Genomic DNA, 18,713 nt, shown 5'->3' with positions numbered 1-18,713 from the left:
ACCTTCGTGAACGGCTTGTGCCAGCTGAGGCCCTCGCGCGCGAGACGCGCCCAGAAGCCTTCGTAATCCTGCTCGGCTTCGGCGACCAGCGCGCGGTAGGCCGGCATGCCGGAGATGTTGGCCGCCTTCTCGAGCGCCGCGGGCGGCGCAAACTGACGGGTTTCGTGAAGAACCGATTCAATCGCAGACATCGACAACCCCTTGGTGAACATGAATCCTCTGCATGGCGGCGCGATCATGCGCGCCGCGCTTCTTTGGCCGGCGCATGTGCGCCGCTGTCTCCCACCCACCCGCGCGCGGCCCGGAGGCTGCGCACGATGCTGCGCCGCACCACGTCATGCGACGATGGACGTACGGCCCGGCGATATCCACGATAAGCGCTCGAACTTACCCGTCACTTACGCGGCATGACCGTTTCGCACGCCAGCGCCGCCTTGCGGTCGGCTGCATGACAGCCGGCTTTACGCTGTTACAAACGCGACCCTACAATCCTAACTGAACTCGCCCCCCGGACTCCAGCTTGAATCGCTACGCCCTCTTCCTGATCCTGTCGATGCTGTTCGTCGGCAGCAACGTCGGTATCGGTAAATCCATCGTCGTCTTCGTCCCGGTCGCCATCCTCGCCACGCTGCGCTTCGTGATCGCGATCGCCGTGCTGTGGCCGCTGTTCAGCCCGGTGAAGATGCGCGCGGTCCGGCGTGCGGAATGGCTGAACCTGTTCCTGCAGGCATTCTTCGGCACCTTCATGTTCACGCTGCTGATGCTCAACGGCGTGCAGCGCACGAGCGCGGTCGCGGCCGGCGTGATCACGAGCACGATCCCCGCCATCGTCGCGCTGTTCGCGTGGCTGATCCTGCGGGAAAAACCGAACGGCCGTGCGCTCGTGTCGATCGCGCTCGCGATCGCCGGCGTCGTGACGATCAACCTCGCCAACGGCAGCGCAGGCAGCGCGTCCGCGCACGGCGCCGGCACGTCGTCCGGCTCGCTGACCGGCAACCTGCTGATCCTCGGTGCCGTGTGCTGCGAATCGATCTACGTGATCCTGTCGCGCCGGCTCACGCAGACGCTCGCGCCGATCGACATCTGCGCGTACACGCACCTGTTCGGCCTGTGCCTGATGCTGCCGCTCGGCGCGACGGCGCTGTGGCATTTCGATTACGCGAGCGTGCCGGCCGGTACGTGGGCACTCGTCGTCTGGTACGGGCTGTCGGCCAGCATCTTCTCGTTCTGGCTGTGGATGAAGGGCATCCGGCACGTGCCGGGCAGTCTCGCCGGCGTGTTCAGCGCGGTGCTGCCGGTCGCCGCCGCCGCGTACGGCATCGCTTTCCTCGGCGAACGCCCGACGCTCGCGCACGGCATCGCGCTCGCCTGCGTCGTGACCGGCATCGTGCTCGCGAGCCTGCGCGTGAAGCGCGTGCCGGCTGCCGCGTCCTGATCCGTCCCCGGCAGCGCCGGCGCGTCGCTGCAGTCGCGCCGGCCGACGCGTTACAATAGCGCGCCTTTTCAAGATTACCCCCGATACCTGCGCACAGCGCCCGTACCACCATCATGTCTGCCCCGCATTCGCCCGGCTCCACCCGTCGTCCCCTGCGCCCGCTGCCCGCGCTGATCTTCATGAGCCGCTGGCTCCAGGTTCCGCTTTATCTGGGCCTGATCGTCGCGCAGGCCGTCTATGTATTCCTGTTCCTGAAGGAAGTCTGGCACCTGCTGTCGCACGCGAGCTCCCTCGACGAGATCAGCGTGATGCTCGCGGTGCTCGGCCTGATCGACGTCGTGATGATTTCGAACCTGCTGATCATGGTGATCGTCGGCGGCTACGAGACGTTCGTGTCGCGCCTCGGCATCGAGGGCCATCCCGACGAGCCCGAGTGGCTCGACCACGTGAACGCGGGCGTGCTGAAGGTCAAGCTGTCGATGGCGCTGATCAGCATTTCGTCGATCCACCTGCTGAAGACCTTCATCAACCCGGATCAGCACACGACGCACGCGATCATGTGGCAGGTGCTCATCCACGTGTCGTTCCTCGTGTCGGCGCTCGTGATGGCGTGGGTCGACCGCCTGACGACCCACACGCACCCGGCCCATTTCCACGAGACGCATGCGCCGACGCCGGCCGTGTCCCGCAAATCGGTCGAACCTGCCGTCCACGCATAAACGTATTCCCCACAGTCCCCACAGAGTCTCAGCCATGACCGTCATCAAACAGGAAGACCTGATCCAGAGCATCGCGGATTCGCTGCAGTACATCAGCTACTACCACCCGCTCGACTACATCCAGGCCCTCGGCCGCGCGTACGAGCTGGAAGAGAGCCCGGCCGCGAAGGACGCGATCGCGCAGATCCTCACGAACAGCCGCATGTGCGCGGAGGGCAAGCGCCCGATCTGCCAGGACACCGGCATCGTCACGATCTTCGTGAAGGTCGGCATGGACGTGCGCTGGGACGGCGCGACGATGGGCCTCACCGACATGATCAACGAAGGCGTACGCCGCGGTTACACGCACCCGGACAACGTGCTGCGCGCGTCGATCGTCAATCCGCCGGAAGGCGCCCGCAAGAACACGAAGGACAACACGCCGGCCGTGATCCACTACGAGATCGTGCCGGGCGACAAGGTCGACGTGCAGGTCGCGGCGAAGGGCGGCGGCTCGGAGAACAAGTCGAAGTTCGTGATGCTGAACCCGTCCGATTCGATCGTCGACTGGGTGCTGAAGACGGTCCCGACGATGGGCGCGGGCTGGTGTCCGCCGGGCATGCTCGGGATCGGCATCGGCGGCACCGCCGAGAAGGCGATGCTGATGGCGAAGGAATCGCTGATGGAGCCGATCGACATCCAGGAAATCATCGCGCGCGGCCCGAAGGACTGGGTCGAGGAGCTGCGCGTCGAACTGCACGAGAAGGTCAACGCGCTCGGCATCGGCGCGCAGGGCCTCGGCGGCCTCGCGACCGTGCTCGACGTGAAGATCATGGCTGCTCCGACGCACGCGGCATCGAAGCCGGTCGCGCTGATCCCGAACTGCGCGGCCACGCGTCACGCGCACTTCGTGCTCGACGGCTCGGGCCCCGCGAAGCTCGAGGCGCCGTCGCTCGACGCCTGGCCGAAGGTCCAGTGGGAACCGAACACGGAAACCAGCAAGCGCGTCGACCTGAACACGCTGACGCCGGAAGAAGTCGCGAGCTGGACGCCGGGCCAGACGCTGCTGCTGTCGGGCAAGATGCTCACGGGCCGCGACGCCGCGCACAAGCGCATCGCCGACATGCTGGCGAAGGGCGAGAAGCTGCCGGTCGACTTCACGAACCGCGTGATCTACTACGTCGGTCCGGTCGATCCGGTGCGTGACGAAGTAGTCGGCCCGGCAGGTCCGACGACGGCCACGCGGATGGACAAGTTCACCGAGACGATGCTCGCCCAGACGGGCCTGATCTCGATGGTCGGCAAGGCCGAACGCGGCCCGGTCGCGATCGACGCGATCAAGAAGCACAAGGCGGCCTACCTGATGGCGGTCGGCGGTGCCGCTTACCTCGTGTCGAAGGCGATCCGCGGCGCGAAGGTGCTCGCGTTCGAAGACCTCGGCATGGAAGCGATCTACGAATTCGACGTGCAGGACATGCCGGTGACGGTGGCCGTCGACTCGTCGGGCACGTCGGTGCACCAGACCGGTCCGAAGGAGTGGCAGGCGAAGATCGGCAAGATCCCGGTCGCAACCGCTTAAGCGCACTCGCACGAAAGGCCGGACGACGATCCGGCCTTTTTACTTCTCATTCTCATGATTGCGTGCGGCCGGTGCTTCGACGCTGATTCTCATTCCCGGCAAAAGGCAGGCCCGACAAGGCTCCGAGGCTTGGCATTTCCCGTTCGAGCGATTATCGTTCGGTTTCTGAAGCCCCATTGAACAAGGAACAGCCATGCAAGGCGACAAGAAAGTCATCGAATACCTGAACGCCCAACTGAAGAACGAACTCACGGCGATCAACCAGTACTTCCTGCATGCGCGCATGTACAAGCACTGGGGCCTCGACAAGCTCGGCAAGCACGAATACGACGAATCGATCGGCGAAATGAAGCACGCCGACTGGCTGATCGAGCGCGTGTTCATGCTCGACGGCCTGCCGAACCTGCAGGATCTGCACAAGCTGCTGGTCGGCGAGGAAACCGAAGAGATCCTGAAGTGCGACCTGAAGCTCGAGCAGATCTCGCAGTCGACGTGCAAGGAAGCGATCGCTTACTGCGAATCGGTGCGTGACTACGTGTCGCGCGAGATCTTCGAAAAGATCCTCGACGACACCGAAGAGCACATCGACTGGCTGGAAACGCAGATCGACCTGATCGGCAAGGTCGGCCTGCAGAACTACCAGCAGACGATGATGGGTTCGCCCGAGTAATCCTCCCCCCCTCGATCGCCACCTTGCCTTCAGCATGACGATGACGAACCACCGCGCCGCCCCCGTCGGCATCTTCGATTCCGGGCTCGGCGGCCTGTCGGTGCTGCGCGCCGTGCGCGCGCACCTGCCCGGCGAGTCGTTCGTCTACGTCGCCGATTCGCACCATGCACCGTACGGTCCGCGCGACGAGGCGTTCATTACGGAGCGTACGCTGGCCATCGGCGAGTGGCTCGCCCGCGAAGGGGCGAAAGCGCTCGTGATCGCCTGCAACACGGCAACGGCGCGGGCGATCGCGGCCATCCGCGAACGCCTGTCGATCCCGCTCGTCGGTGTCGAGCCGGGCATCAAACCGGCCGCCGCCGTGTCCGCGACCGGTATCGCGGGCGTGCTCGCCACGCAATCGACGCTGAACAGCCCGCGCTTCCAGGCGCTGCTCGACCGTTACGGCGCGGGCCGCCGCTTCATCTGCCAGCCGGGCCACGGGCTCGTCGAAGCGATCGAACGCGGCGACACGAACTCGCCCGCGTTGCGTGCGTTGCTCGAGCGTTACCTGCAGCCGATGCTCGACGACGGCGCCGATACGCTGGTGCTCGGCTGCACGCACTACCCGTTCTTCACGGAAACGATTCGTGACCTTGTCGGCGACCGCCTGACGATCGTCGACACGAGCGATGCCATCGCCCGCCAGCTCACGCGTGTGCTCGACGAACGCGGCCTGCGCGCGCCGGCCGGCACGCGTGCCGCGCCGCCGCGCTTCTGCTCGACGAGCGACGGCCTGCAACTGCGCGCACTCGCGTCGTCGCTGCTCGGCCTCGACGTGCCGGTCGAATCCGTCACCATTTCCTCGCCGAACGCGCGCGCCTGCGCGACCGCCTGAAGCGGGCCGGCACGCCGCCGGTTCACCCTCTCCGCCGGCCGCTGCGCCGCCCCTCCATTTCAAGGGTCCGATGACCTTAAAAAAAGCCGAACCCAGGCTTGTCAACGCTCGCAAATTTAATGATAATAATTCGCATTAACGTTAGCTATCGCAACTCATCATGATCGTCTGCGTGTGCAAGTCTGTTTCCGATCGCAAGATTCGCGCGTCCCTCGCCGAGGGCGTGAGTTCCTTCGATGAACTCCAGTTCGAGCTCGGCGTGGCCACGTGCTGCGGCAAGTGCGAGGAGTCCGTACGCGACCTCATGGCCGAGCAAGGCGTCTGCGCGAGCCGGTGCGGCGTCGAGCACCACGCTCACCCGATCCCGGTCACGTTCTACGACCGCAAGGCCGCCTGAGCGGCGCCGAGCGTACGCACGCGGCTGCGGCCGCATTTGATGTCCGACCGTCAGCAAGCCATCTTCCGCGCGAGCCAGCGGCTTACCTGCCAAGGAGCCTGTCATGGAATTGCTGATCGGATTTGTGACCACCGTGTGCATCTCGCTGCTGATCTTCCGCAAGTAACACCGATTCACCCGGCGCGCCCCGGGTGCGACGTCGTCCTTTCAAGCTAACATGCAGGCTTCGCAATCCGCTCCTGCCGGCGTCCTGCCGGCTGCCCCACGTATGAATCCCCGGGTCATCACCGTCGCGGTCGGTGTGCTTGCCGCACACGCGATCATGCTGGCGGCCGCCTGGCTCCATCGCAACGCGCCGCCGCCGAAAGAGATCGAGGTCCAGTCGATCACCGCGCAACTCATCCCGCCTGCGCCTGCCGCTCAGCCGGTCGCGGTCCAATCGGCCGCGCAGCCCGCACCGCCGAAGCCCGTGCCGCGCGAGAAGCCCAAGGTCGAGCCGAAGCCCGTGCAGAAGGCGGTCAAGCCGACGCCTCAGCCGGTCGCGCAATCCCCGTCGCCGACGCCCGCGCCGGCGGCTGCCGATCCGACACCCGCTCCCGCCGCGCCTGCCCCTGCCGCGCCGGCCGCCGCACCCGGCCCGGCTCGCGAGACGATGCAGGTCAGCGCGCCGAAGAACGTATCGGCACTCAGCTGCAATTTCGTGAAGCCCACCTATCCGTCGATGTCGCGCCGCCGCGGCGAAACGGGCACGGCTTATGTTCACTTCATCATCGGCGTGACGGGCAAGATCGAAAGCGTCCAGTTGCAGAAGAGCAGCGGCTACCCGCGTCTCGACGAAGCCGCGCTCGATGCGACGCGCGCCAGCACCTGTCCGCCGTACATCGAGAACGGGCAAGCGATTCGCGCCGCCCATACGCTGCCCTTCAACTTCACGCTCGACGATTAACCCGCCTCATTCGGAAGATTCAAAGGAAACAAAAATGCAAAGCTACGGTATCGCGCACGTCTGGGCGCAAGGTGATTTCGTCACGCGCGCCATTGCGATCACGCTGCTCGTGATGTCGGTCCTGTCGTGGATCGTGATCATCGTCAAGGGCTGGAACGTGGTTCGCCTGAACCGTCTCACGAAGAATGCCGAGCAGGCGTTCTGGCATTCGGACGATTTCGACGACGGCATCAAGAAGCTCGGGCTCGCCGCATCGACGCCGAGCGACAACCCGTTCCTCGCGCTCGCGCTGTCGGGCAAGGAAGCCGCCGATCACCACCATCAGACGCAACCGCACCTGCACGACCGCATGGACGTGTCGGACTGGGTCACGCGCTGCCTGAAGGACACGATGGACGAAGGCATCTCGCGCATGCAGGCCGGTCTCGCGATTCTCGCGTCGATCGGCAGCACGGCGCCGTTCGTCGGCCTGTTCGGCACGGTCTGGGGCATCTACCACGCGCTGCTGGCGATCGGCGCAACCGGCCAGACGTCGATCGACCAGGTCGCGGGTCCGGTCGGCGAATCGCTGATCATGACGGCCTTCGGCCTGTTCGTCGCGATTCCCGCGGTGCTCGGCTACAACGCACTGACCCGCGCGAACAAGGGTGTCGTCAGCAAGCTGCGCCGCTTCGCGCACGGTCTGCACGCGTACTTCGTGACGGGTGCGCGCCTCGCATCGTCGTCGCCCCGCGACGGCCTGCGCCTTGCTTCACGCGCCAGCTGAGACGGGGTGAACCATGGCAATGAACACCGGCTTCAGCGATGACGACGACGATGGTGTGATGAGCGAGATCAACATGACGCCGCTCGTCGACGTCATGCTCGTACTCCTGATCATTTTCCTCGTGACGATCCCGGCGATGCAGCATGCGGTGAAGATCGACCTGCCGCACGCGAGCAGCCAGCCCGTCGACGAAAAGCCGCAGACAGTCGACGTCGCGATCCAGGGCAACGGTACGATCCTGTGGAACGAACAGACGGTCACGCGCGAGCAACTGCAGGCGCACATCGCGGAAGCGGCACAGCATCAGCCGCAACCGGAGTTGCACCTGCGTGCCGATCGCAAGGTTGCCTATGAACGTGTGGCCGAAGTGATGTCCGATGCGCAGGCCGGCGGCCTGACGAAGCTCGGCTTCGTGACGGAGCCGACTGCGAGGGCGAAGTAACGCACGCGCATTTCGCTACGCGACGGTCGGTCGCTTGGCCGGCCGCGCCTCGCCGGCCACACCTAGCCGGCCGCACCTAGCCGGCAGCGCCTAGCCGGCCGCACACAAAGTAAAAGGCCTTCATCGCCAGATGAAGGCCTTTTTTCATGCGCACGCGGGCGCCTTCGGGCGGCGGGCTCTTCGGCGGTATCGGTTGCGCCTCGAGCAACGCAAATGCGGCTACCGTGGTCTGCACGGACTGCGCGTTCTGCCCTATCTGGCTCGCAATATATGCGGCCACCTGATTCCGCTCAGAACTTCCTTCGCGAAATGGGATTTCAATATAGGCCTGCCCGCGGATGCATTCAAGGTCCCGGCGATTGAAACTTGCGATTGCAGGCGGCGCTTCAATGACAAAACAAATTTGCCACGACGCGCATCTTGCATTCAGGTGGCCGAAGCATCGGCCGCCGCCGCATCCTTCTTCGCGCGCTCGGGGCAGCCCGGCTGCTTGTATTCGCCGTGGTCGAGCTTCTCGACCAGATAGTCGACGAACGCGCGCACCGCGGGCGGCATCCCCTGCCGCGACACGAACACCGCGTAGAGCTGCGGCACCGGCAGCGTCCAGCCCGGCATCACCGGCGACAGCTGCCCCGCGCGCAATGCATTGCCGTACATCATCTCAGGCAGCGCCGCGATGCCGAGGCCGTCGAGCACGGCCTCGCGGATCGTCATCAGGTCGGCCGTCACGAGCCGCGGATCGTGCTCGTGCAAATGACGCGTGCCATCCGGTGCGATCAGGCTGAACACGTGCCGCCCGTCGACGCTCGGCGTATCGAGCGTCTCGAAATGGGCCAGATCGTCCGGCACGAGCGGCGGCGCATTCTGGTTCAGCAGGCTCGGCGCGCCGACCAGCATCTGCTCGGTCCGCCACAGCGGCCGCACGACGATGTTCGCGTTCTGCGGCGGCTCCGAGCGCACGCGCAACGCGACGTCGATCGAATCCTCGAACAGGTCGATCACGCGATTGGTCACACGGATGTGCACCTTGACCTCGGGATAGCGGTGCAGGAATTCGGGAAGGATGCGCGACAGCATCGTCTGCGACAGGGTAACGGGGACGCTCACGCGCACCGAGCCGCGCGGCGACGCACGCAGCTGCTGCACGGCGTTCATCGCGGCCTGCGCCTCGGCGAGCATCGCCTGGCAATGCTGGTAGAACAGTTCTCCCGCCTCGGTCAGCGCGAGCTTGCGCGTCGAGCGCTGCAGCAGGCGCACGCCGAGCGCCGCCTCGAGTTCGGTCAGGCGCCGCGACAGGCGCGATTTCGAGATGCCCAGTACGCGTTCCGCCGCCGAGAAACCGCCGTGTTCGACGACCTGCGAAAAGTACATGAGGTCGTTCAGGTTGTGTGCATCGATGTTCATGTCATCGTTCCAATTTCAGAACAATCCATTGCGAACCGCCGCAAATCGGCCGGTAAAACGCCCAATATAATAGCGCTATGTTTCAAAAATGACGCTATTCCGATGTTATCGAGGGCTTTTGCATGACGACCGCTCGCTCGCTTGACCGCACGTACCCCGCGCTTCGCACGACCGAAGGCGGCGGCTTCGTGGTTCACCGTCCGTTCCCGACCCGGCTGCTGATGGATTTCGATCCGTTCCTGCTGCTCGATGAAATGGGCCCCGTCGACTATGCCCCTGGCGAAGCCAAGGGCGCGCCCGACCATCCGCATCGCGGCTTCGAGACCGTCACCTACGTGCTCGACGGGCGTTTTCGTCATCGCGATTCGGCCGGCCATGCCGGCACGCTCGGGCCCGGCGACGTGCAGTGGATGACGGCCGGCGCGGGCGTCGTGCACAGCGAAATGCCGGATCCCGAGTTCGCTCGGGCCGGCGGACGTTCGCACGGCTTCCAGCTGTGGGTCAATCTGCCGCGCCGCGACAAGCTGATCGCACCGCGCTACCAGGAGATCCCGGCCGGCCGCATCCCGAGCGCGACGTCGCCGGACGGCCGCGCGCAGGTACGCGTGATCGCCGGCGAAGCGTTCGGCGTGCGTGCGGCAATCGAGACGCGCACGCCGATCCTCTACCAGCATTTCACGCTGCAACCGGGCGCAACGATCACGCAGCCGGTGCCGGCAGGGTATCGCGTGTTCGCCTACCCGCTCGACGGAGCCGGCCGCTACGGGCCCGACAGGCAGCCGGTCGACGCACGGCACATGGTCGTCTACGGTGACGATGGCGATGCGGTGACGTTCGAGGCCGGCGATACGCCGCTCGACCTGCTGCTGATCGGCGGCGTGCCGCTCAACGAGCCGATCGTCCGCTATGGCCCGTTCGTGATGAATACCGAGGAAGAGATCCGGCAGGCCGTCGTCGACTACCAGACCGGCCGCATGGGTCGCATCGAAGCGTGACGTCCGATCGGGGGGGCGCAGGTGCCGCGAAACCGCTCGTTTTGCGTCACAATGACTTCTTGAACCATGTGGCTGCCCGCCACCAGAAGGAACCCGCCCCCGTGAATTTCGAACATCTGATCCAGATCAACTCCGACGATCCGGCCGTGCCCTCCCTGACCCGCGACCAGCTCTGGGAAGGCCTCGTACTGCGCGCCGAACAGCCGCAGCTGTTCGTGATCGGCCTCGACAGCTGTGTCGTCCACGAACGGACGGACACGACGCTCGAACGCGAACTGCACTACGGGCATGCGACCGTGCGCGACCGCGTGACGTTCACCCCGAACCAGCAAGTGCGCTACGACATCCATGCGGCCGGCGGCGAAATCGGCGGCTCGCTGACGATGACGATCGAGGAGCGCGACGACCACGAGCTGTTCCTGCGCTTCGAATACTGCACGACGCTGACCGTCACGGACGACAGCGAGGAAGCGCGCCAGACGCACGGCATCGTCAAGGAAGCGTATCGCACGTCGGACATCGACACGGTGCGCCTGATTCGCGAATACGCCCAGGGGCGCAAGGACCCCGACCCGCTCCACTGACGTCGGCGGCGGCCTGCGGGCCGCCCATTCGACTCAGGCTATCGAATTCGTCATATCGATCGATAAAGAGTTTTTGTAAATGGGAATAGTTATCATTTAGAATTCATTCCATCGTATCGACAGTCACCGATCAACCGAATGACCGACACCACGCGCCCGACCACGCTGAGCTTGCGCCGCCCGACCGGCACCGCAAGCGCCAACCGTCAGAAGACGGCGGCGGTCACGACGCCGGCGAAACCCGCCGCTAGTAGCCACGATGCCGGCACCCGGACCCTCAGCAGCGATGCGCTGCTGCAAGGCCACAGCCACATCAGCATCGCGCATAACGGAGAGACGTATCAGTTGCGTGCCACGCGGCTCGGCAAACTGATCCTGACGAAGTAACGACAGAGTATTGTGGGGACCACCTCCCTGAGAGGTGTTGGGCAGTAGCCAGCGTAACGGCTTGCACGCGAGATCTAGACCCCTTCGTGCAAACACACTCAAGCAGCCGTTGCAGCAAGCCAAGCCACTTTTTTGGTTCTCGCACAAGGCAGAAAAAAGCGACACGTCGAAGGACGTGTCGCTTTTTCGTTTGGGCGTCCGGATGCAACGGAAAAAGCATCGCGGTTGTCTGCGCTGCGGCTTCGACGCGTTCCGGAGCCACGCAGCGGACCACCCTCTGGTTCCGCCGGAACCCGACCGCAAGGCCTTCAATCCCGCATCAGAAACCCCAGAACATCAGCCACCATGCGCTGTCGACCACGGCCAGGCCTGCGGCGAACCACGCGAATGCAGCCAGCCGGCGCGGCCATGCCGCATAGCGCCCCGTCACTTTCCATGCGAGCCAGGCGCTCCACGCGTTCGCGCCGACCAGAATCGCGATGCGCACGTCGGCTGCCCAGCCGAGCGGCACGTGCTCGGCCCGCAGCAGCGACAGCGTCGTCGCCGACAGCCCGAGGAACACGCCGGCACCTGCGATCGGGATCAGCGCCTGCGCGAGATGATGGAGACGCGTGCGATCGAAGCGTCCGAGCATCAGCGTCGCGCCAGCCAGCAGCACGAGCAGCGCGGTGCCGTACACGAGCCCCGTGCCGACGATGTAACTGACGATCAGCCCGCCGTCGAGCCACGAAAACACGTCGTTGCGATCCGGATAGTGCGTGAGCAGGAACCACGGTGCATTGGTCTCGAGCGGCCACGTGATGTCGTGATCGATCAGCCAGCCCGCGAGCCATTGCTTGATCTGCACGAACCACGGGCTCACGGTCCAGTGGAACGCACCGATCGCGACGCCGAGCAGGCCGTACAGGATCAGCGCCGTGTCCCACGGGCTCGCCTGCTGCGCGCCGAGGTTCACGACCTCGTCGGACGGCGAGCGCCACGACAGCTCAATTGCGTCACGGTGCCCGCTGCAGCGGCCGCACATGTGGCAGGCGGCGGCGCCCTTCATGTTGCGCAACGGCACGAGCGGCGCGCAATTGATCGGAATCACGCGATGCCCATGCTCGCCGTTCTTGTACGAGCGGCGCCACGCATCCTCGTCGACCTTGTAGCGCATCGGCGCGAGCCGCGCGAGCAGCCCGAACACGCCATTGACCGGGCACAGATACTTGCACCACACGCGCTTCTCGCGGCCGTACAGCACGCCGATCACGATCGCGCCGACGGTCGAGCCGCCGAGCACGAACAGCACCGCGAGCGGGTACTGGTACACGCTCACCATCTGCCCGTAGATCGTCGTGAGCCCGAACGCGACGAACGGCCAGCCGCCCCACCGCATCCAGCGCGGAATCGCGCCGCCGCGGCCGAACCTGCTTGCATATTCGGTCAGCGCGCCTTCCGGGCACAGCACGCCGCACCAGACGCGGCCGAGCATCACCATCGACAGCAGCACGAACGGCCACCAGATGCCCCAGAACACGAACTGCGCGATCAGCGTGAGATTGTTCCAGAGGTGCGCGGAATCGTCCGGCAGCGGCAACACCGCCGGCACGATGATCAGGAATGCGTAGACGCCGACGACGACCCACTGGATGCCGCGGATCACCGCGCCGTGGCGCTGCATCCACTGGCCGGCCTGCGCGAGCCAGCCCGGCTTGGCTGCGGCGACGACACTCATGCCGCGCGGCCTGCGGGAACGGCCGGACGACGGCTCGCGCGCTTCATCAGCAGCCAGACCACCGCCCAGTACACCGCATAGGCGATCAGGTTGGTCAGGGCCGGATGCGCGCGGTAGCCGGTCAGCGTCGCGACGAGCGAACCGAACGTGCCGGAATCATCGAGGATCCCCGACGTGTCCCACACCTGCGAAATGCCGAGCGGCAGGATTTCCTTGTCGATCAGCTTGTCGACGCCGGTCTGGAACAGGCCCGCGCCGAGGAACAGCAGCATCACTTCGGTGACACGGAAGAAATGCCGCCACGAGAAGTACTTGCCGCCGAGCTGCAGCAGATAGAACGTGAGGAGCGCGAGGCCGAGGCCGATCACGACCGCGAGCATCTGGCCGCCGTCCACGTGCCCCGACTGGCCGAAACCGAGGCCGTACAGGAAGATCACCGTCTCGCTGCCTTCGCGTGCGATCGCGAGTGCGACCAGCACGGCGACGCCCCACCAGTTCGAATCGCGCGTGCTCTGCTGCAGCGACTGCTCCATGTCGCGCTTCAGCGTGCGGCCGTGCCGGCGCATCCACAGCACCATCTGCACGATCAGCACGCACGCGATCAGCACCATCGCGGTCTGGAAATAGTCCTGCGCGTCGCCGGACAGCACTTCGGTGAAGCCGACGAGCGCGGCGCCGAGACCGACGGCCATCAGCAGGCCGACTGCCACGCCCGTCCAGAGAAAGGGCAGGCCGCGGCGCGCGTCGTCGTCGCCGTTCTTCAGCCATGCATAGAGGATGCCGACGACGAGCAGCGCTTCGACGCTCTCCCGCCAGACGATGAACAAGATCTGACCCATTGAATCCTCCTGACGTGCGGGGCAAGGCACGCGTACGCCCGCACGCAGATAAAACGCATTACTTCGCGACGATCACGCCCTGTGCCTGCTGGTGGAAATCGTCGAAAAACTTGTATTCGCCCGGCGACAGCGGGGCGACGACCACGAACGAATCGGCGCCCGGCGCAAGCACCTTTTCCTTGCGCAACTGCACGCTCTCGAATTCGGCGGCGCCCTTGCCGGTATTCCGGATCTCGATCTTGAAGCGCTGCCCGGCCGGCACTTCGATACGGGCGGGATTCAGCTTGCCGTCCGTCATCTCGAGCTTGAACGTCGGCAGATCGGCGGCATGCGCCGCGCCGACGAGCCACAGCGCGGCGGCTGCGGCGACGATTTTCTGGGGAAATTTCATTCTGGGTTCTCTACGGCGACGGCGCGCCGAAGCGCGCCGTCCGTGATGCCACCGATCAGTACCCGCCCTTCTTGCCGATACCGGCGAACGGGAAGTCGTATTCGAGGGTGATGGGCTTGAACCACGCGCCCACGCCCGTTTCCTTGTCGACGTGACGGCCGAACGCCATGTGGCCCGACTGCATCGGCGGCTTGACGGTCATCGTCAGGTGGTACTTGCCCGGGCCGGCCAGCTTCACGTTGTCGCCGTAGTGCGGGCCGTCGCTCGCGACCATGCCCATCAGGTCGCCTTCGGCCTTCCACTTCGTGTCGCCCTGCTTCGTCAGCTTGTACGTGACCTGCAGGTACGGCATCCAGTCGCCTTCCGCGAAACCCGTCGGGTTGTTCTTGACCGCGTGGATGTCGGCCTCGAGGTGGATGTCCGAATCCGACGCCTTGCGCATCATCCCTTCCGGATCCATCGAGATCGGCTGCAGGTACACCGCGCCGATTTCCATGCCGCCCTGGATCTGCTGCTTGCCGATCGGATATTCGGCTGCCGTTGCCGACATCGCGGCAAGCGCCGCCGCTACCGCAACCGACGTGCGGATGAACGAAGAACCCAACATGGACACTCCTTGTTATTTGTCTGGTGACTTGCGCGCCGCCGGTCAGGTCCGCGCGCTGGAAACACTAACGCAACGAATAACGTTAATGCGAACTATTCTCAATACTTGCGAAGTTTAGCACCGAACCGGCTCCGGAACAAACGAGACACCGCGTAAACCCCTGATCCGACAAGGCTTACAACGGTGTTACCAGAAGGTTTCAGTGACGTTTGGAAAGATTTACCGGCCGCCGTTGACGTGGTCGCCCACGTTCGCGCCGAACACGCGTTCACGCAGCAACGCAAGCTGGTCGCGCGTCGCCGCAGCCTTTTCGAACTCGAGGTTCTTCGCGTAGTCGGCCATCTGCTTTTCGAGACGCTTGATCTCTTTCGAGATCTGCTTTTCCGACATGTCCTCGAACTTCGCGCGTTGCTGCGCTTCCTTCAGCTCGGCGCGCGCTTCGTCGGCGTTGTAGACGCCGTCGATGATGTCCTTGATGCGCTTCACCACGCCGCGCGGCGTGATGCCCATCTTCTCGTTGTGCGCGATCTGCTTCGCGCGGCGCCGCTCGGTCTCGCCGATCGCGCGTTTCATCGACTCGGTCATGTTATCGGCATAGAGGATCGCCTTGCCGTTCACGTTGCGCGCCGCGCGGCCGATCGTCTGGATCAGCGAGCGTTCGGCGCGCAGGAAGCCTTCCTTGTCCGCATCGAGAATCGCGACCAGCGACACTTCCGGGATGTCGAGGCCCTCGCGCAGCAGGTTGATCCCGACCAGCACGTCGAACGTGCCGAGCCGCAGGTCGCGGATGATCTCGACCCGCTCCACCGTGTCGATGTCGCTGTGCAGGTAGCGCACCTTGACGCCGTGGTCGGCCAGGAACTCGGTGAGCTGTTCGGCCATCCGCTTCGTGAGCACGGTGATCAGCACGCGCTCTCCGGCGTTCACGCGCGCGTTGATCTCGGTCAGCACGTCGTCGACCTGCGAGCTTGCCGGGCGCACTTCGATTTCCGGATCGACGAGCCCGGTCGGCCGCACCACCTGCTCGGCCACCTGCCCCGTCACGCGCTGCTCGTAGTCGGCCGGCGTCGCCGACACGAACACCACCTGGCGCATCTTGCGCTCGAACTCGGGGAACTTCAGCGGCCGGTTGTCCAGCGCCGACGGCAACCGGAAACCGTAGTTCACGAGGTTTTCCTTGCGCGCGCGGTCGCCGTTGTACATGCCGTTCAGCTGGCCGATCAGCACGTGCGATTCGTCGAGCAGCATCAATGCATCGGGCGGCAGGTAGTCGACGAGCGTCGGCGGCGGCTCGCCGGGCGCAGCGCCCGAGAAGTGCCGCGAGTAGTTCTCGATGCCCTTGCAGAAGCCAAGTTCCTGCAGCATCTCGAGGTCGAAACGCGTGCGCTGCTCGAGGCGCTGCGCCTCGACGAGCTTGCCGTCGCGGTGGAAGAACTCGAGGCGCTCGCGCAATTCGTCCTTGATCGTCTCGACCGCCCGCATCACGGTGTCGCGCGGCGTCACGTAGTGCGACGACGGATACACGGTGAAGCGCGGGATCTTCTGCCGCACGCGCCCGGTCAGCGGGTCGAACAGCTGCAGCGTCTCGACCTCGTCGTCGAACAGCTCGACGCGCACGGCCAGCTCCGCATGCTCGGCCGGGAAGATGTCGATCGTGTCGCCGCGCACGCGGAACGTGCCGCGCTGGAAGTCCTGTTCGTTGCGCGAATACTGCATCGCGATCAGCCGCGCGATCACGTCGCGCTGGCCGAGCTTGTCGCCGGTGCGCAGCGTCAGGATCATCTGGTGGTATTCGGACGGATTGCCGATACCGTAGATCGCCGACACCGTCGCGACGATCACCACGTCGCGGCGCTCCATCAGGCTCTTCGTCGCCGACAGCCGCATCTGCTCGATGTGCTCGTTGATCGACGAATCCTTCTCGATGAACAGGTCGCGCTGCGGCACGTACGCTTCCGGCTGGTAATAGTCGTAGTACGACACGAAGTACTCGACCGCGTTGCGCGGGAAGAACTCGCGGAACTCCGCGTAGAGCTGCGCCGCAAGCGTCTTGTTCGGCGCGAACACGATGGCCGGGCGGCCGAGCCGCGCGATCGTGTTGGCCATCGTGAAGGTCTTGCCCGAACCCGTCACGCCGAGCAGCGTCTGGAATGCGAGGCCGTCGCCGACACCTTCGACGAGCGTTTCGATCGCGGTCGGCTGGTCGCCTGCGGGCGGGTATGGCTGGTACAACTGGAACGGCGACCCTTCGAAGGTCACGAATTTCGATTCGTCGAGCGCGTCGCCGACTTCGGCGTGATGTTCGGACATGGAGTGCGGCCGGAGCGAGGGCAAAAAAACTATTCTAGCGCTTCGCGGCGTTGCGGACCGCTGACGGCTCCTGACGCGCGGCAGCGGTCCGAAATCGCAATTCGGCGCGCAATCGCCGCCTCCGGCAGCGTGAATTCGCTACAATGTCAGGCTGCTGCGCTTTCCGGCGCCATGCCCGTTGGCGCGCGGTCCGCTGCGCCCGCCCCGCCGGCTGAAAGCCTGACCCTCTTTTCACTACTGCCGAATCATCATGTCGCTCTTCTCCGCTGTCCAGCTTGCTCCCCGCGACCCGATCCTGGGCCTGAACGAAGCCTTCAACGCCGATACGCGTCCGACCAAGGTCAACCTCGGCGTCGGTGTGTACACGAACGAAGAAGGCAAGATTCCGCTGCTGCGCGCCGTTCGCGAAGCGGAAAAGGCGCGTGTCGACGCCGGCCTGCCGCGCGGCTACCTGCCGATCGACGGGATCGCCGCGTACGACGCAGCGGTGCAGAAGCTGCTGCTCGGCAACGATTCGCCGCTGATCGCCGCAGGCCGTGTGGTCACGGCGCAGGCACTGGGCGGCACGGGCGCACTGAAGATCGGCGCCGATTTCCTGCGTACCGTGAACCCGAACGTGAAGGTGGCGATCAGCGACCCGAGCTGGGAAAACCACCGCGCGCTGTTCGAAGCGGCCGGCTTCGAAGTCGTCGCGTACCCGTACTACGACGCCGCAACCAACGGCGTGAACTTCGAAGGCATGCTGTCGGCGCTGAACAGCTATGCAGCCGGCACGATCGTCGTGCTGCACGCGTGCTGCCACAACCCGACCGGCGTGGATCTGACCGAAGCGCAATGGCAGCAGGTGGTCGACGTCGTCAAGGCACGCAACCTCGTGCCGTTCCTCGACATGGCTTACCAGGGCTTCGGCGAGAACATCGAGGCCGATGCCGCCGCGGTGCGTCTGTTTGCCGCGGCCGACCTGAACGCGTTCGTGTCGTCGTCGTTCTCGAAGTCGTTCTCGCTGTACGGCGAGCGCGTCGGCGCGCTGTCGATCATCACGTCGAGCAAGGAAGAAGCGACGCGCGTGCTGTCGCAACTGAAGCGCGTGATCCGCACGAACTACTCGAACCCGCCGACCCATGGCGGCGCCGTCGTCGCGGCCGTGCTCGCGTCGCCGGAACTGCATGCTGCGTGGGTGCAGGAACTCGGCGAAATGCGCGACCGCATCCGCGCGATGCGCAACGGTCTCGTCGAGCGCCTGAAGGCGAGCGGCGTCGATCGCGACTTCAGCTTCATCAACGCGCAGCGCGGGATGTTCTCGTATTCGGGCCTGACCTCGGCGCAAGTCGATCGCCTGCGCGAAGAGTTCGGCATCTACGCAGTCGGCACCGGCCGGATCTGCGTTGCTGCACTGAACACGCGCAATCTCGACGCGGTCGCCAACGCAGTCGCTGCGGTCCTGAAGTAAGCCTGTGCCAGCGGGTGGCAACCCGCTCTGCCGAAACAAAAAACGCGCTCCCCGGAGCGCGTTTTTTCATGCCGTTCTACTGTCAGCGAATGCTCGCTGCAACACAAGCGGCGCGCAGCGCGGCCGCCCGTGCCGGAGCCCGTTACTGCATGAACCAGCCGTGGCTGACGACGAACGACTGGCCCGTGAGCGCGGCGCTCGGGAACGCCGACAGGAACA

General features: G+C 65.2%; 20 protein-coding genes. 13 read left to right on the top strand and 7 right to left on the bottom strand.

All coding sequences use genetic code 11. The features are described 5' to 3' along the window. Positions 1–212 (bottom strand): acetyl-coenzyme A synthetase N-terminal domain-containing protein (locus DIE17_RS36050; RefSeq protein WP_409362350.1); only part of this gene is annotated, 212 nt, incomplete at its 3' end. 308 nt (positions 213–520) lie between these two features. Here DIE17_RS36050 and DIE17_RS36040 point away from each other — a divergent pair. The 9 genes from DIE17_RS36040 (at position 521) to DIE17_RS36000 (ending at position 7,810) form a co-directional block, all read left to right on the top strand. Beyond that, positions 521–1,435: a DMT family transporter gene (locus DIE17_RS36040; protein WP_124524008.1), complete on the top strand. Its 915-nt coding sequence runs from the start codon at positions 521–523 to the stop codon at positions 1,433–1,435. A 113-nt stretch (positions 1,436–1,548) separates the two neighbouring features. Next, the gene (locus DIE17_RS36035; RefSeq protein ID WP_124489791.1) at positions 1,549–2,154 is read left to right on the top strand and encodes a TIGR00645 family protein; all 606 of its coding nucleotides are present in this window, start codon (positions 1,549–1,551) and stop codon (positions 2,152–2,154) included. A gap of 34 nt (positions 2,155–2,188) precedes the next feature. Then, positions 2,189–3,712: a fumarate hydratase gene (locus DIE17_RS36030; protein WP_006478316.1), complete on the top strand. Its 1,524-nt coding sequence runs from the start codon at positions 2,189–2,191 to the stop codon at positions 3,710–3,712. A 193-nt stretch (positions 3,713–3,905) separates the two neighbouring features. Beyond that, positions 3,906–4,382 carry a bacterioferritin gene (gene bfr, locus DIE17_RS36025; protein WP_006482753.1) on the top strand — a complete coding sequence of 159 codons (477 nt, stop codon included), beginning with the start codon at positions 3,906–3,908 and terminating at the stop codon, positions 4,380–4,382. Positions 4,383–4,416: 34 nt separating this feature from the next. Beyond that, the gene (murI, locus tag DIE17_RS36020; protein ID WP_124524012.1) at positions 4,417–5,259 is read left to right on the top strand and encodes a glutamate racemase; all 843 of its coding nucleotides are present in this window, start codon (positions 4,417–4,419) and stop codon (positions 5,257–5,259) included. 160 nt (positions 5,260–5,419) lie between these two features. Beyond that, a complete protein-coding gene (locus DIE17_RS36015; protein WP_011885486.1) occupies positions 5,420–5,656 on the top strand; it encodes a bacterioferritin-associated ferredoxin in 237 nt (78 codons plus the stop codon). Between the two features lie 217 nt (positions 5,657–5,873). Beyond that, positions 5,874–6,602 carry an energy transducer TonB gene (locus DIE17_RS36010; RefSeq protein WP_044849000.1) on the top strand — a complete coding sequence of 243 codons (729 nt, stop codon included), beginning with the start codon at positions 5,874–5,876 and terminating at the stop codon, positions 6,600–6,602. Positions 6,603–6,636: 34 nt separating this feature from the next. Beyond that, positions 6,637–7,368, top strand: a complete 732-nt coding sequence (locus DIE17_RS36005; protein WP_044848999.1) for a MotA/TolQ/ExbB proton channel family protein — start codon at positions 6,637–6,639, stop codon at positions 7,366–7,368. 13 nt (positions 7,369–7,381) lie between these two features. Next, complete coding sequence (locus tag DIE17_RS36000; protein WP_124489789.1) at positions 7,382–7,810, top strand: biopolymer transporter ExbD; 429 nt, start codon at positions 7,382–7,384, stop codon at positions 7,808–7,810. A gap of 426 nt (positions 7,811–8,236) precedes the next feature. Here DIE17_RS36000 and DIE17_RS35990 read toward each other — a convergent pair whose 3' ends face one another. After that, positions 8,237–9,214: a LysR family transcriptional regulator gene (locus DIE17_RS35990; RefSeq protein ID WP_124489788.1), complete on the bottom strand. Its 978-nt coding sequence runs from the start codon at positions 9,212–9,214 to the stop codon at positions 8,237–8,239. Between the two features lie 122 nt (positions 9,215–9,336). On the opposite strand from DIE17_RS35990, the gene DIE17_RS35985 reads away from it, so the two are divergent. From DIE17_RS35985 to hemP, 3 genes are all read left to right on the top strand, one after another. Further along, the gene (locus tag DIE17_RS35985; protein ID WP_124524014.1) at positions 9,337–10,209 is read left to right on the top strand and encodes a pirin family protein; all 873 of its coding nucleotides are present in this window, start codon (positions 9,337–9,339) and stop codon (positions 10,207–10,209) included. A 101-nt stretch (positions 10,210–10,310) separates the two neighbouring features. Further along, on the top strand, positions 10,311–10,793 hold the full coding sequence (locus DIE17_RS35980) for an SRPBCC family protein (RefSeq protein ID WP_124524016.1): 483 nt from the start codon (positions 10,311–10,313) through the stop codon (positions 10,791–10,793). A gap of 138 nt (positions 10,794–10,931) precedes the next feature. Further along, positions 10,932–11,180, top strand: coding sequence for a hemin uptake protein HemP (hemP, locus tag DIE17_RS35975; protein ID WP_124489786.1), 249 nt, complete (start codon positions 10,932–10,934; stop codon positions 11,178–11,180). Positions 11,181–11,499: 319 nt separating this feature from the next. Here the strand turns inward: hemP and DIE17_RS35965 are convergent, their stop codons facing one another. The 5 genes from DIE17_RS35965 to uvrB all read right to left on the bottom strand — a co-directional run bounded on the left by DIE17_RS35965 (position 11,500) and on the right by uvrB (position 17,044). After that, on the bottom strand, positions 11,500–12,897 hold the full coding sequence (locus DIE17_RS35965) for a 4Fe-4S binding protein (RefSeq protein ID WP_124489784.1): 1,398 nt from the start codon (positions 12,895–12,897) through the stop codon (positions 11,500–11,502). After that, positions 12,894–13,736, bottom strand: a complete 843-nt coding sequence (locus DIE17_RS35960) for an FTR1 family protein (protein WP_124489783.1) — start codon at positions 13,734–13,736, stop codon at positions 12,894–12,896. The genes DIE17_RS35965 and DIE17_RS35960 overlap by 4 nt, the downstream gene beginning before the upstream one ends. A 58-nt stretch (positions 13,737–13,794) precedes the next feature. Then, positions 13,795–14,127: a cupredoxin domain-containing protein gene (locus tag DIE17_RS35955; protein WP_124489782.1), complete on the bottom strand. Its 333-nt coding sequence runs from the start codon at positions 14,125–14,127 to the stop codon at positions 13,795–13,797. Between the two features lie 55 nt (positions 14,128–14,182). Beyond that, a complete protein-coding gene (locus DIE17_RS35950; RefSeq protein WP_124489781.1) occupies positions 14,183–14,734 on the bottom strand; it encodes an iron transporter in 552 nt (183 codons plus the stop codon). A gap of 219 nt (positions 14,735–14,953) precedes the next feature. Further along, the gene (gene uvrB, locus DIE17_RS35945) at positions 14,954–17,044 is read right to left on the bottom strand and encodes an excinuclease ABC subunit UvrB (RefSeq protein WP_044848990.1); all 2,091 of its coding nucleotides are present in this window, start codon (positions 17,042–17,044) and stop codon (positions 14,954–14,956) included. A gap of 250 nt (positions 17,045–17,294) precedes the next feature. On the opposite strand from uvrB, the gene DIE17_RS35935 reads away from it, so the two are divergent. Beyond that, positions 17,295–18,494, top strand: a complete 1,200-nt coding sequence (locus DIE17_RS35935; RefSeq protein ID WP_124524019.1) for an amino acid aminotransferase — start codon at positions 17,295–17,297, stop codon at positions 18,492–18,494. The last annotated feature ends 219 nt before the right edge of the window (positions 18,495–18,713 follow it).

This window comes from Burkholderia sp. Bp9099 (genome assembly GCF_003857805.1).
In the GTDB taxonomy this organism is placed as follows: domain Bacteria; phylum Pseudomonadota; class Gammaproteobacteria; order Burkholderiales; family Burkholderiaceae; genus Burkholderia.
The sequence above is the reverse complement of the archived record's forward strand: the minus strand, read 5'-3'. Positions and strand labels throughout refer to the sequence as shown.